At 33.3% G+C, this 15,317-nt stretch carries 13 protein-coding genes; 4 read left to right on the top strand and 9 right to left on the bottom strand.

Features of this window, described 5'->3' with window-relative positions:
• The first annotated feature begins 19 nt into the window (after positions 1 to 19).
• Positions 20 to 1,261: a peptidase T gene (pepT, locus tag COC46_RS03640; protein ID WP_098808399.1), complete on the top strand. Its 1,242-nt coding sequence runs from the start codon at positions 20 to 22 to the stop codon at positions 1,259 to 1,261.
• 35 nt (positions 1,262 to 1,296) lie between these two features.
• On the opposite strand, the gene COC46_RS03635 is transcribed toward pepT, so the two are convergent.
• The 5 genes from COC46_RS03635 to COC46_RS03615 form a co-directional block, all read right to left on the bottom strand.
• Positions 1,297 to 2,493 carry a class I SAM-dependent rRNA methyltransferase gene (locus COC46_RS03635; protein WP_098808398.1) on the bottom strand — a complete coding sequence of 399 codons (1,197 nt, stop codon included), beginning with the start codon at positions 2,491 to 2,493 and terminating at the stop codon, positions 1,297 to 1,299.
• A 273-nt stretch (positions 2,494 to 2,766) separates the two neighbouring features.
• The gene (treR, locus tag COC46_RS03630) at positions 2,767 to 3,498 is read right to left on the bottom strand and encodes a trehalose operon repressor (protein WP_218012442.1); all 732 of its coding nucleotides are present in this window, start codon (positions 3,496 to 3,498) and stop codon (positions 2,767 to 2,769) included.
• A gap of 18 nt (positions 3,499 to 3,516) precedes the next feature.
• The gene (gene treC, locus COC46_RS03625) at positions 3,517 to 5,193 is read right to left on the bottom strand and encodes an alpha,alpha-phosphotrehalase (RefSeq protein ID WP_098808396.1); all 1,677 of its coding nucleotides are present in this window, start codon (positions 5,191 to 5,193) and stop codon (positions 3,517 to 3,519) included.
• A 66-nt stretch (positions 5,194 to 5,259) separates the two neighbouring features.
• Complete coding sequence (gene treP, locus COC46_RS03620; RefSeq protein WP_098808395.1) at positions 5,260 to 6,678, bottom strand: PTS system trehalose-specific EIIBC component; 1,419 nt, start codon at positions 6,676 to 6,678, stop codon at positions 5,260 to 5,262.
• A 473-nt stretch (positions 6,679 to 7,151) separates the two neighbouring features.
• Entirely contained in the window at positions 7,152 to 8,366 is a 1,215-nt protein-coding gene (locus tag COC46_RS03615; protein WP_098808394.1) for an ROK family protein, read from the bottom strand.
• Between the two features lie 250 nt (positions 8,367 to 8,616).
• Between COC46_RS03615 and COC46_RS03610 the strand changes: the two genes are divergently transcribed.
• The 3 genes from COC46_RS03610 to COC46_RS03600 all read left to right on the top strand — a co-directional run bounded on the left by COC46_RS03610 (position 8,617) and on the right by COC46_RS03600 (position 11,157).
• On the top strand, positions 8,617 to 9,435 hold the full coding sequence (locus COC46_RS03610) for a purine-nucleoside phosphorylase (protein WP_098808393.1): 819 nt from the start codon (positions 8,617 to 8,619) through the stop codon (positions 9,433 to 9,435).
• A gap of 274 nt (positions 9,436 to 9,709) precedes the next feature.
• Positions 9,710 to 10,618, top strand: a complete 909-nt coding sequence (locus tag COC46_RS03605) for an EamA family transporter (RefSeq protein WP_098808392.1) — start codon at positions 9,710 to 9,712, stop codon at positions 10,616 to 10,618.
• A 128-nt stretch (positions 10,619 to 10,746) separates the two neighbouring features.
• Complete coding sequence (locus COC46_RS03600) at positions 10,747 to 11,157, top strand: CBS domain-containing protein (RefSeq protein WP_255294800.1); 411 nt, start codon at positions 10,747 to 10,749, stop codon at positions 11,155 to 11,157.
• Positions 11,158 to 11,207: 50 nt separating this feature from the next.
• On the opposite strand, the gene COC46_RS03595 is transcribed toward COC46_RS03600, so the two are convergent.
• From COC46_RS03595 to COC46_RS22550, 4 genes are all read right to left on the bottom strand, one after another.
• A complete protein-coding gene (locus tag COC46_RS03595; RefSeq protein WP_098808391.1) occupies positions 11,208 to 11,786 on the bottom strand; it encodes a hypothetical protein in 579 nt (192 codons plus the stop codon).
• Positions 11,787 to 11,795: 9 nt separating this feature from the next.
• A complete protein-coding gene (locus COC46_RS03590) occupies positions 11,796 to 12,998 on the bottom strand; it encodes a ParM/StbA family protein (protein WP_098808390.1) in 1,203 nt (400 codons plus the stop codon).
• Positions 12,999 to 13,947: 949 nt separating this feature from the next.
• Positions 13,948 to 14,580 carry a glycosyltransferase family 2 protein gene (locus COC46_RS22555; protein ID WP_255294799.1) on the bottom strand — a complete coding sequence of 211 codons (633 nt, stop codon included), beginning with the start codon at positions 14,578 to 14,580 and terminating at the stop codon, positions 13,948 to 13,950.
• Positions 14,510 to 14,971: a glycosyltransferase family 2 protein gene (locus COC46_RS22550; RefSeq protein ID WP_255294798.1), complete on the bottom strand. Its 462-nt coding sequence runs from the start codon at positions 14,969 to 14,971 to the stop codon at positions 14,510 to 14,512. Before COC46_RS22550 ends, COC46_RS22555 begins: the two co-directional genes overlap by 71 nt.
• Between the last annotated feature and the right edge of the window lie 346 nt (positions 14,972 to 15,317).

The following is a 15,317-nucleotide window of genomic DNA, read 5'->3' as shown; positions in this document are numbered from 1 at the left end:
GTAAAAAGGAGATTTTCATATGAAAAATGAGTTAATTAATCGTTTAATTAGTTATGCAAAAGTTGATACACAATCAGATGCCAGTAGTGAAACATGCCCTTCTACCCCTGGTCAATTAACATTGGGGCGTATGTTAGTAGAAGAGTTAACTAAAATTGGATTAGTCGACGTAACAATGGATGACAATGGTTATGTAATGGCTACACTTCCGGCAAATTCCGACAAAGACATTCCGACAATTGGGTTTTTAGCACATTTAGACACTGCGACAGATTTTACAGGAAAAAATGTTAAACCCGGGCTAGTTGAAAATTATGATGGAAAAGATATCGTTTTAAATGAAAGTTTAAATATTGTACTGTCAAAAAGCCACTCTCCGGAGTTAAGTAAATATATTGGTCATACATTAATAACAACAGATGGAACGACATTACTAGGAGCAGATAATAAGGCTGGTATTGCAGAAATTATGACTGCAATGGACTATTTAGTCCAACACCCAGAAATCAAGCACGGTAAAATTAGAGTAGCTTTTACACCGGATGAGGAGATTGGTAGAGGACCACATAAGTTTGATGTAAAAGCATTCGATGCTAAATATGCTTATACAATGGATGGCGGTCCACTAGGTGAACTTCAATACGAAAGCTTTAATGCCGCTGGTGCAATGATTACGGTAAAAGGTAAAAATGTACACCCTGGTACCGCTAAAGGTAAAATGATAAATTCTATGAAAATTGCCATGGAAATAAATCATTTATTACCTGTTGAAGAAGCTCCTGAGTCAACTGAAGGTTACGAAGGTTTTTACCACTTAGTTTCATTTGAAGGCGATGTAGAGCAAACAATAATGCATTACATTATAAGAGATCATGACAAAACAAAATTTGTTAATCGAAAAGAGACTTTAACGAATATAGTAGATCGATTAAAAGAAACATATGGTGAAAACAGCATTATATTAGAGTTAAAAGACCAGTACTACAATATGGGAGAGAAGATTTTACCTGTTAAAGAGGTTGTTGATATCGTTTATGAGGCAATGACGAATCTAGACATCAAACCAATTGTAGAACCAATTCGTGGTGGCACAGACGGCTCACAGCTATCATATATGGGTCTACCTACTCCGAATATTTTTACAGGTGGAGAAAACTACCACGGTAAATTTGAATACATTTCAATCGACAATATGATTAAAGCAACGAATGTTATGATTGAAGTGATCAAATTATATGAACAAAAAGCAGCATCAAAGTAAAAAAATTGGACTGACTTATCTGTCAGTCCAATTTTTTATTTAATTTTACGAATAAAGACTACCTTTAAATAGTTCCCCTCTTTAAACTGCTTATTTGTTTTAAAGTCAATTGGAAGGCTGAATTCTTCCATTAATTTATATTGACCGTCTAATTCCTTAAACGCTGTGTCAATAAAACCTTTAAATTTATTCATTCCAAAAGTACTACAATTCGTCGATGCAACAATTACACCATCATTTTCTGTAATCGTAATTGCTTCTTTCAACAGATTCTTATAGTCCTTTTCCGCACTAAATGTGTGTTTTTTAGACCTTGCGAAGCTTGGCGGATCTAGTATTACCATGTCAAATGAAAGGTTCTTTTTAACTGCGTATTTAAAATAATGAAATACATCCTCAACTATTATACTTTGAGAAGTGGGATCGATTCCGTTAATGTTAAATTGTTCTTTTGTTTTATCTAAGCTTCGATTTGCTAAGTCAACACTAGTTGTTTTACTTGCCCCACCTACTGCTGCAAAGACCGAAAATGCTCCTGTATAAGAGAAAGTATTTAAAACGGTTTTCCCGTAAGCATACTTATCTCGAATTAGTTTCCTAACTTCACGTTGATCTAAAAATACCCCTACCATCGCTCCATCATTTAAATAAATAGCAAAATTTACCCCATTTTCCTTTACGATAATAGGAAATTGACCTCGATCACCCATTACAAAGTCATCTTCTTCTATATACTGACCTTTTGTATCAAAGCGCTTTTTCTGATAGATTCCTTTAAATTCGACAGTATTTTTGATTGCTTGAATAATCCATTCTTTGAACTGATAGATTCCTTCGCTATACCAACTAATTAAATAAAATCCGTCAAAAAAATCAATTGTTAATCCACCAATTCCATCCCCTTCTCCATTAAATACTCTAAATGCTGTCGTATCAGAGCTATTATAAAATGCTTGGCGGTCTTTGATTGCTTTTCTGATTTTATCTTCAAATAACCTGGGACCGATCTTTTCATGATCCTTAAGGGTAAGAATCCAGCCTAAACCTTTATTTTGCTTTCCATAGTATCCCTTTCCAATAAAACCATTACGTTCATCCACTAATCGAATTAGTGTTCCTTCATTTATTAAGTCTTTACTATTTAGGATCGATTCTTTTGAAATTAATGGATACCCATTTTTATAATCTCGTACAAATTTTTGTTTTACTTTTATATTCATTTCTTTATCCATAAGCCCATCCAATCGTTTTCTTTTTTACTCATTATTACCATAATCAATTTTTATAGTGTGACCTGTCAGTTAAAATTGATGAATTAGAGCAACCTCTAGCTTTTTTTGTAAACTAATCGGATCTATTCACTCGTCTTCCTATTTTAATAATGATTTTGTCGTTTATTACCTTTATAAGCCTGATTAAGCATAGTATACACTTGTATTAATAGCAATTTTTTAACTTAACTATAATACAAAAAACCTTATCCAATTGGATAAAGCTTTTTTGTATCATTCATTAATCTGTTGAATTCTTCTGGCAAAATCGACAAATTTAAACTTATCAGGTCGATGTCGTGATTGGCCGTATTGTAATAAAGAACCGTCGTCTAAATAGACGAAAGTATTTACAACGACTACCATATCATAGCCATCTAAATCTAAATATTTTTGATCGTCTTCTGTACATGCTTGTACTACAATTTCTTTTTTCGCAAAGCCAATATTTAAGTGTAATGTATTTTCTATATAGTCAAAAATTGACCCTTCGCAGATTGATTTTGAAAGTTTTTCGACATATTCACAATTATAATATTCTTTGTCTAAAATAATTTTTTTCCCGTCGATTTTTCTAGCTCTTACTACTTTCCAAATCGCCGTTTGATCATCTATTTCCAGTTGTTCTCTTAAAAATTTACTAGGTTTCTTTTTTTCAAGAATTTCTACAATCGTTTCTGCTTCTCTACCGATTTGATTCGACAATTCTTTAAAACTAATTAAACCTGTTACAGGAAAATTCAATTTAGCGGTATCTAAAATAAATGATCCTTTACCTTTAACTTTATTAATATAACCATTCTGCTCAAGCATCTGTAATGATTTTCTGATTGTATCCCTAGAAACATCGAATTTTTCCATTAAAGACTTTTCAGATGGTATTTTACTACCAACAGTAAAAACACCTTTTTCAATCTGTTCAACTAACTTATGATAGATTGAAATATACTTTGCGTTCATTTTCATCACCTAGGAAAAATTTTATTATATTCTCTCATTTTTCTCAAGAAGGTAACAAATAGACTCATACGGACGTAAAGTAAATTCATTTAAATCTTGACTTGTTTCACTATAATTTGAAATTAATAACCTCTTGTCATATCCATTAATGTCGATTTCCTCTGGTAATGTAAATACTGCATCTTCGCCATAAAAGTTATTTATTACTAATAACATTTGATTACTATGCTTTCGGATATAAGCAAATATTTTTTCATGATCCAATAATAATGAATGATAAGAACCTGACGAAATAATGTCGAATTCTTTTCTTAAATTAATGAGTTTTTTATAATGATGAAATACAGAATCTTCATCAGTAAGAGCCTTTTCAACATTTATTTGTTCGAAATCTTTCCCAGTCAAAATCCAAGGTGTTCCTGTTGTGAACCCAGCGTGTTTAGATGCATTCCATTGCATAGGCGTACGAGAATTATCCCTTGATTTACTCTTTAAAATAGCTAATATTTCTCGTTCCGGAACTCCACTTTCTTTTAATATTTTATAGTAATTTAAGCTTTCTACATCTCGATAGTCTTCAATTCTGTCAAATTTAGGATTAGGCATTCCGATTTCTTCACCTTGGTAAATATATGGAGTGCCCCTTAACATGTGCATTGATGTAGCTAGCATTTTGGCAGATTCCTTATGATATTTCTGGTCATTTCCGATTCGTGAAACAATACGTGGTTGGTCGTGATTACACCAAAATAAAGCATTCCAACCATTTCCTGATTGCATTCCTTTTTGCCACTGATCCAAAATTGATTTAAGGGCCATGAAATCAAAATCCTTTAATGACCATTTTTGTCCATCTTTATAGTCAATTTTTAAATGGTGGAAGCTAAAAACCATCGATAACTCATTTTCGGAAGGATTTGAGTATTGAATACAATGCTCAATCGAAGTTGAAGACATTTCACCAACTGTAATGATTTCTTCACTCCTTCCAAACGTCTCTTTATTTAGCTTTTTTAAATACTCGTGTATTCGCGGACCGTCTGTGTAGTACTTTCTACCGTCACCAATTTCGTCATCAATAAACACTTCTGGCTTTGAAATAAGATTTATAACATCCAGTCGAAACCCTTTTACTCCTTTATTAATCCAGAAATTAACGATCTCGAATATTTCATTTTGTACCTCTGTATTTTCCCAGTTTAAATCTGGTTGGGTTTTGTCGAACAGATGTAGATAATACTCATTAGAGTTCTCAACCTTTTCCCATGTTGAACCACCAAATTTAGAAATCCAATTCGTTGGCTCTTTTCCATCCTTGTCTTCACTAAAAATATAGTAATTTTTATATTTTTCATCTCCATCAAGGGCTTTCTTAAACCATTCATGTTCTGATGAAGTATGGTTAAAAACCATATCTAACATGATTTCTATATCAAGACTTTTAGCAGCCTTCACTAATTCATCAAAATCTTCCATTGTTCCATACACTGGATCAATGTTTCGATAATCCTCGACATCATAACCATTATCATTTTGAGGAGATACATAAAATGGAGTAAGCCAAATGTAGTCAACACCTAATTCTTTTAAATAATCAAGCTTTTTGGTAACTCCTTTTAAGTCTCCAAAGCCATCTCCATTCGAATCATAAAAAGACTTAGGATAAATTTGATATACGACACTGTTCTTAAAATCCTTCATTTTGATAATCTCCTTGATTTCTAAATTCGAAAGGAAGGAAAAATAATTTTCCTTCCTCTTAAATAATTATGAGTTTTTCACTAGCAGTTTTTTCTTGTTAAAAATAATCGTTAAAATAAATGGGACAACGACTGCAACTAACATTGCGACAGAAAACATTCCGATATGTTTTGGCTGAATAGATAAAATAGCTGGAAGACCTCCAACACCAATCGAATTCGCCATTACACCTGAACCAACTGAAACAATCGCAGCTATACCGGAGCCAATCATGGCTGCTAAGAAAGGATATGCATATTTTAAGTTAATACCGAACATTGCTGGCTCCGTTACCCCTAAGTAACACGAAATCGCAGCAGGAATTGAGATTTGCTTTTCTTCTTCATTCTTTCTATTCATATAAATGATTGCTAATACTGCCGAGCCTTGAGCTATGTTTGATAAAGCAATCATCGGCCACAAATTAGTTCCGTGAAGCTGACTCATTAATTGAAGGTCAATTGCGTTTGTCATATGATGCAAACCTGTAATAACTAATGGTGCATAGAAGAATCCAAATACTAAGGCAAATAGCCATCCAAATGAAGATGTTAAACCTGAATAAACTATATGTGAGATAACTGAACCGATTTTCCAACCGATTGGACCTAGCACTGTATGTGCTATTAATACAGTTGGTACTAGCGCAAAGAAAGGCACTATAATCATTGAAATTGCACTTGGGACGATTTTTCGAATATTTGTCTCCAAAATTGCTAATGTGAAACCTGCTAATATAGCTGGAATTACTTGGGCTTGATAACCAATCATATCAATTTTAGTGAAACCAAAATCCCAAACTGGAGGTACAGCCCCACTTGCCACTGCATATGCATTTAGTAACTGAGGTGAAACAAGGGTGATCCCTAAAACGATACCTAATATTTGAGTCGTGCCCATCTTCTTTGTAATTGACCATGTAATACCTACTGGTAAGAAATGAAAAATGGCTTCACCAATCAACCATAAAAAAGAGTGTGTTCCTGCCCAAAATTGAGAGGTTTCGACAAGAGTTTTTGTACCATGATCTAGTAGTTTAATATCGCCAATTACATTACGGAAACCTAAAATTAGACCCCCAACTATAATGGCTGGAATTAATGGTGAAAAGATTTCTGCTAAATGAGCAAGTAGTCTTTGAATCCAAGTCATATTTTGCCTTGCAGCAATTTTAGCTTCGTCTTTCGAAGTTTCTTCCACCCCAGCTAATTTGACGAAATCATTATAAAACATAGATACTTCATTCCCGATAATCACTTGAAACTGTCCAGCTTGTGTAAAAGTACCTTTGACTATTTTTATTTCTTGAATCTTTTTTTCATCAGCTTTTTTAACATCTTTAAGCACAAAACGCATACGCGTTGCACAATGAGTTACAGTAGCGATATTTTCTTTACCACCAATGTACTGAAGTAATTGTTTTGCATCATCACTAAATCGGCTCATGATATCCCCTCCTCGAGCATCCATTATTTATTTTTAGATTAATAAACTTTATCCTGTACGTACAAGATTAGTATATTCTTGTACGTACAGGATTGCAAGCGTTTTTTTGTAAACGTTCCCAACCCTTGATCATTTCCATGGAAATCGCTAGTAATAGGGTCTTGTTTAATTTAATGGAAAGGATATCGCTTCAAGTTATTGAAATATATATATAACTTTTGGAAGTGCACCAATGGAAATTCGACATTTACAAGTTGAATCAAATTGCATGAAAATGAGATATAGGAAAAAAGGAAACAGCTCTCTACTTTACGAAAAAAAGTTAAAAACTATCATTTCGTTACTTCAATTGGCGACCAACAAGCTTTCTAGAACTATTTGGTAATAGAGAAGAACGAATCGTCATCCTATGGAAATTAATAAAATAACCGCTAATCTCTTATTGTTCTCAATAAAGATTAACGGTTATTTTATTAAACAGGTTCTTCAGTGAAGTAATCAAATACGATACAGCCCGCTCCTTGCGCGACGATATTATACGCGGTCGTTGATTTTTTAATTTGAACAGGACTATTAGGATACTGTTTCATTCTTCCTTGTGCTACTTCACATGCTACATCAAAGAATAATGGCTTAGGAACTAATGTACCTCCACAAATGACAATATCAGGTCGTACAATATAAATAAGATTAGTAAGTCCAATACCAAAATAATTGGCTGCCTCTCTTATTATGTCCAAACAAAGTGAATCTTCCTTCTCTAAAGCCTCAAGAATTTGATGATAGCTAATTTGTTCGACATCTGTTATTTCATTCTTCAAAGAAGAACTCTCTCCACGCTTTATGCGTTTAATCATTTCTTCTCTTATTGCTGGTAAACTACTGTACGCTTGTAGACAACCATAAGAACCACATGAACAACGTTTTCCGTGGATATCTACAATTATATGTCCAAAAGCGTCATCCATTTCGTATTTATTGCTTATTAGTTTACCTTGCTGAATAATTCCACATCGTATGCCCATATCACTTGAGACAAATACAATATTCTCACTTTCTTTACTATAATTTAGTCGGTACTCTGCTAAGGCTGCTAAATTAGTACCATTATTTAAAAATATCGGGCACTGATTAGCTTCTTCTAAGTAATGAACAATATTTAAATCTTCCCATCCACCAGCTAAGAATGACTCCGAGTTAATCATTTCACCTTTTTCTGGATCGATTGGGTCCAAGACTCCAATACCAATTCCTAATAAATTTTCTTTACTAATATTATTTTGAACTAATAATTCACCTACACTTTTCGTAACAAAGTTTAACGTAAAATCTCCTGTACTCTCACTACTCATCTTTAATTTCTTGGATTCTATAATAGACAGGTTTAAATCAAGCAATAGCACGGTTGTAAATAAATTCGTAATTTCTACACCCACTAAGTAAAAAGCAGATGGATTAATCACATACATTGCTGGTCTCCTTCCACCGCTTGAAACCCCTAAACCACTATCATATATAAGCCCTTCCTGTACTAACTCTTCTAATAACCGAACACAGGTAGTATGCTTATATCCTGTCATTTCAGTTAACGTACTAACTTTTATTGGTCCTAATTTTCGTATTAGGCTATATAAAAGCTTTAAACTTTTGACTTTAGGTGACTGGTAGCCTACAAATTGCCTGATCATTGGTTCCTCCAAATCAAATCTTAATTTCTGATCTATTCTTTATTCTACTTTTTATATTTTATGAATTAAGTATAGCTAGTTATGCAGTGTTATTACAGCTTTTTAAATAAAATACCAAAAACTTTTTGCCAAAATGGAATTTAGTTCATTTACAAGTAAGTCATTATCTATTAGACTGATGATGAACGTATGAATATTTTAGTAGATTTTTTTATCCCAACTTTATTACTCATATTAGGAGGAAAAATAAATGCATAAAACTGAACAAATTTTAGAAACAAGAGATTTTATATTAAATAAAACAAACTACCGTCCATCAATTGGATTAATATTAGGTTCTGGCTTAGGTACTCTTGCAGATGAAATCGAAAACTCTGTAGTCATCCCTTACAGCGAAATTCCTCACTTTGCTAAATCTGAAGCAGTAGGTCATGCTAATGAATTAGTAATCGGTGAATTAAAAGGGCAATCTGTAGTAGCAATGAAAGGTCGCTTCCATTACTATGAAGGTTTTACTTTAGATGAAGTAACATTCCCTGTACGCGTAATGAAGGCACTTGGTGTGGAAAAATTAATCGTAACAAATGCTTGTGGTGCTGTTAACACAAGCTTTAACCCAGGTGATTTAATGCTGATTACTGACCATATTAATTTAGTAGGAACAAATCCTTTAATTGGACCAAATAACCCAGAATTAGGAACTCGCTTCCCTGACGTTTCTGAAGTATATAACAAAGGGTTACGTAGTCTTGCACTAGATATTGCGGCAAAACAAGATATTAAATTACAGCAAGGTGTATATGCATGGTGGAGCGGTCCTTCGTATGAAACACCTGCTGAAATCCGTATGATCCGTACGCTTGGTGCCGATTCTGTAGGAATGTCAACAGTTCCTGAAGCAATCGTAGCTGTTCATGGAAGTATGAAGGTTTTAGGTATCTCTTGTCTAACAAACATGGCTTGCGGCATTTTAGACCAGCCTTTAAACCATGAGGAAGTCATCGAAGTAGCAAGCATGGTAAGAACGAAATTCGTTAACTTAGTTAAAGGTATTTTAGAAGAAATGTAATATTACCGGAGAAATATCTATCTTAGCTCAACAAGAGAATATGAAATTAGACCAAAGTCGCATAGGTCATAATCCCAAAAAGCTAAGTTTCAGACTGATAGAAAATGTTTGTCTTTCAAGGCGCGAAGTCTTAAGAGGAGCGGAGTTACCCTAGAAGGTAATGAGCACCGAAGTTAGACGAAGTAACGAAGAAAGAGAGCGTTTATCAGCCGTCTGAAGTAAAGAGGCCATTCCTCTTTACTTCTTTTTTATTCTTATTAAGTGGGGTGTTATCTTGAAAGGCATACTCTATATCATCATCGGCTCTGTCTGTTATGGCGTTTTATCTACCTTTGTAAAATTAGCTTATGGTGATGGTTTTATTGTAAATGATGTCGTCGGTATTCAAATGCTTGTTGGCGCACTATTATTATGGTCTACTGTCCTCTTTAATAAAAGTAGATCATCTAAGTCTAGGAACAATCAATATGTAAAGCCTACAAAGAAGAATGTACTATTACTTATAGTGTTAGGGTCAACAACTGGTTTAACTGGAATGTTTTATTATTTGGCTTTACAATATATCACTGCATCATTAGCTATTGTGTTGATGTTCCAGTTCACCTGGATTGGTGTTTTACTAGAGTCAGTCTTCAATCGAAGACTACCAGAGAAAAGTAAATTAATTTCATTAATTCCACTTATTATCGGAACACTTTTTGCTACAAATATTTTATCAAATGGACTTGGTTCATTGAATTGGATAGGAGTTTTATTCGGGTTGTTGTCCGCAGTTTCATATAGTACGTTTATTCTCCTTAGCGGAAGGGTAGCTATTCATACTAACCCAATCACTAAAACGGCATTAATGATAACAGGTGGTTTTATCATTTGTACAATCATCCTACCGCCTACTTTTTTTACTGATCTACATTTGTTTGGCAAAATAATGTTAAAATATGGTCTAATCCTTGGTTTTCTTGGACCTTTCTTTTCTACTTTAATGTTTTCAAAAGGAGTACCATTAACCGGATCTGGTGTTGCTTCTATTTTAGGAGCAGCCGAGTTGCCGACAGCAACTTTAATGTCAGCAATTGTATTAAAGGAAACAATTGGCACTTCACAATATTTTGGCATCATCTTAATTTTAGTAGGGATCGTTTTACCGCAATTTCTCAGAAGAAATTCACTTCAATCCGCATAAAAATAGATTTACTTAGAGAAAACTTGTAAAATACATTATTCAACAAAAGTCTACTAATACTCCGAATAATTAAATAGATACTACAAATAATATCTCAGTCAGAATAATATTTTTTTGGAGGTATTTTTATGAAAGTAAGAGACGTTATGTCGAGTAATGTTGAATGTTGTACAAATCAAGATTCTTTACAATCAGTAGCAAGTAAAATGGAGTCTTTAAATGTCGGTGCGATTCCAGTTGTTGAAAATGGTCAAGTTGTTGGAATGATCACAGACCGAGACTTAGCTTTGCGTGGAATTGGTAATGGAAATTCAAATATTTCCCAAGTAATGTCTAATAATATTGTAACGATTGACTGTAATGCAAGTCTTCAAGAAGCATCAAGTTTAATGGCTCAACATCAAATAAGAAGATTGCCGGTCGTAGAAAACGGAAATCTCATTGGAATGCTTTCACTAGGAGATTTAGCCGTACAAGATCAGTCAGACGAGAGTGCTGGCGAAGCATTATCACAAATCTCTCAGAATGATATTAAATAATGTAAAATGAATTAAAAGGGACCGTATTTTATACGGTCCCCTTTGATTCATTATTTATTCATTTGTGCAAGGAAATCTCCAAGGAGACTATCCATATCTTCCTCTTCAATTTCGTCTTTAGCTGCAGAAATTTCACTTTTGCTTGCAATTTCCCAATTAAAGTTTTCCAAATCGTTATCATTTTTACTTAGTACTTTCCGTTCCCTTGTACGGATTTCTGTTTGAATAGGCTCTAATTCAGGTTCTAGTCCCGTTTCTTCTTCTTGAAGATACAGAGCTTCCTCAATTGCTAGACTATTACTATTTAGTGAAGTAATAAGTGAGGCTGTACGAGTTGGGTTGGATAGTAATTGGTACACAATACTGCCTAAAAGCGCCTCAGAATGTTCATGCTTTAACCAATCTCTTTGAGCTTTATCTAGACCCTTAGGAAGTGGAATCGTGATTGTTTGCCTCTGCTTTGATAATGATTCATTTACTCCGCTTAATACGTACTCAGCAATCTTACTTGAAAAGTTTCGCCTTTCGTTTTGCTTAAGCTGTTGCAAATGTTTTATGATTTGATCAGGCGTATCGGAAGGGATACGAAATGTAATAGGTTGTCCCCTCGTCAATTCTTTTTCCTTCATGGAATCACCTTATTTTGCTTTAGACATTTTTTGTTCTTCTTTTTGAGGTTGTTGTGCTTCTCTTCTAGTTTCTCTAATTCTTTTTATTTCAAAATCAGCAATTAGTTTATAGTAAGCATTCGCCATCATCCAGATACTTTCCTTCTCATCTTCAAAGAAATCAATATTATAGCCATCTAGGTTATTATTAAGTGTTTTAAGATATTCTTTTAAGATTAAAGATCCGCCACCGATGAAATAGCATATTTCTGTTTGAGAGTTTTTCTGCCAAATATTTCGTAAATGGCGATATTGTTTTTTAGCTAATTCTAGTAGAATTCGGTCAACAATATCATGAACGCTTGTCCGACTACCTTTAACCATTATATGATTTCGGTCATTCTTCTTAGTAATAATCTCTACAACATCTCTTCGGCTATCAAGTTCAACTCCATGTCTGGAACGAATCTCTTCACGAATTGCTTCTAGGGATTCTGCTACACCTAGATTAAAGCCTTGAGCTTTATCGTCATCTACCTTTCTGTTTCGAATGACTGCAATATCAGTTGATAACCCACCGATGTCTTGAATAAGGATTTTTTTATCGATAAGGTCTTTGTTAATTATGTTTAAATGATTATCCATAACTAGATTAATAAAAGCGGCAAATCCTTCAGGGTAAACTTTAACATCTTCAAATTTAATATTAACTTTTAATCCTTGATGTCTAGGTGTTACTAAAAACTCTACTTGGTGAACTGAACCTAGTAATCGTGATCGATAACCTACGTCCTTTCCTTCCTTTACTTCTCTAAGTGGAAGGCCAGTTCCTAAAATGTATGTTGCCTCAATTACATTATTAGAGGTTTTTACAATCTGTTTATTTTCTTCTCTGGCTGCGTCTAATGCAAGTGCTGCAAATAACATAATAAGTGTTTGATCTTCCTCAGACTTATTACTCCCAGGATCTAATTCAGTTGCATTACTACTTTTTGTTGCTAAGTTTCCTACACGATAAACAGTATTATTCTCTTTTAGGGTAGGGGAGTGAACGCGAATATGTATTCCATCAACTGGATCTTGGTTGTCTAATTCCTCTATCCCAATGATTGGACGATCTTCTGTATCCCTCGCAATAATATTGGGAATGTTAATCTCAGAATCCATCTTCCCAAAAATTCCTTTGAGTGAATCGTTTCCTACATCAATTGCAGCTATACGAGCATTTACCAAATAAATCATCCCTTTCGTTAATAGGTTTACATATTATATAGATAATTCTGATTTTAGATTATCTAAATTTAGCCATCTGGTCAATATTCCATACTAAACTATTATAAAAATGTAATTAAACTGTCATCTTGTATACAAAATTGTAAACACACAACCTTGTATACATTTTCGTATACAAGTAAACAAAAATGTATACAATTGTTTACAAAAATGTGTACTTGTTTACGAAAGTGTATACATTGTATTTTTTGATTAGAAATATTTTCTGAATGTTTGTATTCTACCTATGTGGTACTTAAGAAATTGATTAAACTCAAAGTATACAGAAATGTGTACAAGTATACTTTATTGTGTACAACTGTTTACAAAATGTATTCTTGTGTACAAAACTGTGTACACCTCACCTTATCCACATGTTGATAAAAAATTAAAATACAGGTAGATGGCTTCTACCTGTTAGTATGTGGATAGTTTTTAACCTAATTAATAGTAATACAAAAGAATCTTCTACTTTTTTGCTTAGATTATTTATTTTTTTATTTGATTATTTAACTCACGAATCGGATTTTTTTCAAAGATAATAACTTTTGAATTCTGTAATTTAATATAATCCTCTTCAGACATAAGCTTTAAATTTAATAGATCCTCTTTTGTTGTATATTTCGGGTACTTCCTTCTATTTAATGCTCCTAATCTTCTCAGATTATAAAATTTCCAACCTAAAAGACCAAAATAAAAAACTATCCACAATAGCATTACAAATAAAATAAAAAGACGTATGTCGTGATTTGTCATTTTGAAATAGTACTTTATTATATTTATATATCGATTATTGTAATTTATTAGCGAACTAATGAAGTAAACTATTACTACTATCAATAAATCAACATTACTAAGGTTGTGATGGTCATTATTAATTCACTTAACCAATTTTTCTTTGGATGAACGATTACTCCATTTTCCTGTTTCTCCTGTCTGGACTTGTCCATGTTGCATAACCACCTTTTATTCTAGATTTAATTGCTTTAGGTAATGCAAACATAACAATCACTGCATTTAGAACCCAATAAATGACTGGATACCATGCAGCCCAAAAATAGTATCCTTTAATATTATCGTATGATAAATCAACTCTTATTGATATCCAAAGCTGAATTAGACTTATGAATACTAGTGAGAAAGAAGAAAAAGTCATCCAAATGACAAATTCCTGTACAGTGTCAGCTGTTATTAAATAGTAAATTGTCACAAATAACCAAGAAAAAGACCATATTAAACTAACCCATTGTTCAAGATAAATTGGCCAAATTCTTCTATGCCGCAAGTCCAATAATAATCGCCAATATCGTATGATTACTTCTTGTCCACCTTGTGCCCAACGAATTCTTTGATTCCAAATTCCTTTAAGTGTTACTGGAACTAGCATCCAACATAGTGCACGAGGTTCATATCGAATATCCCAAAATCTTTCTTGAAGCTTCCAAGATACTGCAATATCTTCTGTAATCATGTCACGGTCCCATAACCCTACATCTACAAGTGCTTTTTTCCGAAACGCAACGACTACGCCTGAGACGGTCATAATTTTCCCTAATATTTCTTTGAGTTCTTTTAATCGCCCCAATAATTGAGGAATATTCTACGATTTGTAATCTACTGAAAAGTGTGTCTCGATTTCTATTTCTTGGATTTCCCGTTACGGCCCCTACCCTCTCTCCTTTATGAAGAAAATGATAAACAAGGTAATGCGCAGCTTTAGGAGCTAAAATAGCATCTGAGTCGATACAAATTAAAAATTCTCCTTTTGAAGCATGGCAAGCAATATGTAGTGCATTGGCTTTCCCTCTATTTTCTCTACAATCAATTGCTTTAACCTCACGATGTTTATTTGCCATTTTTTCTAAAATCTTAAAGGTTGAATCTTTGCTCCCATCATTTACAGCAACAATTTCTTTTAGTGGGTAATCTTTCAACCAAATATTCAATTGTTTCTTGAATCGTTTCTTCCTCGTTGTAACACGGTATTAAAATACTAATTAGTGGCCAATCAATTTCATCAAAATTAATCTCTTTTCCCTTTTCTCGATATCGAAAAAAAAGTCTTGATCCGGCAATCCAAAATAAAGATATAACTAACGGATACCAAAACACAAACTCCTCTAAAGAATTAATGAATTTGCTCAGCTTAATCACCTTATTTACTAATAAATACAACACTTTAACTTCTATCTATCCGTTAGTATCAGCAAATACAAATGAATTAACAGTTTTTTTAACATTATATTTGTAATTTTTTACTTTCTTGAATTAATTTCATAA

The organism is Bacillus sp. AFS041924 (genome assembly GCF_002577195.1).
Classification (GTDB): Bacteria; Bacillota; Bacilli; order Bacillales; family Bacillaceae_G; genus Gottfriedia.
The sequence above is the reverse complement of the archived record's forward strand: the minus strand, read 5'-3'. Positions and strand labels throughout refer to the sequence as shown.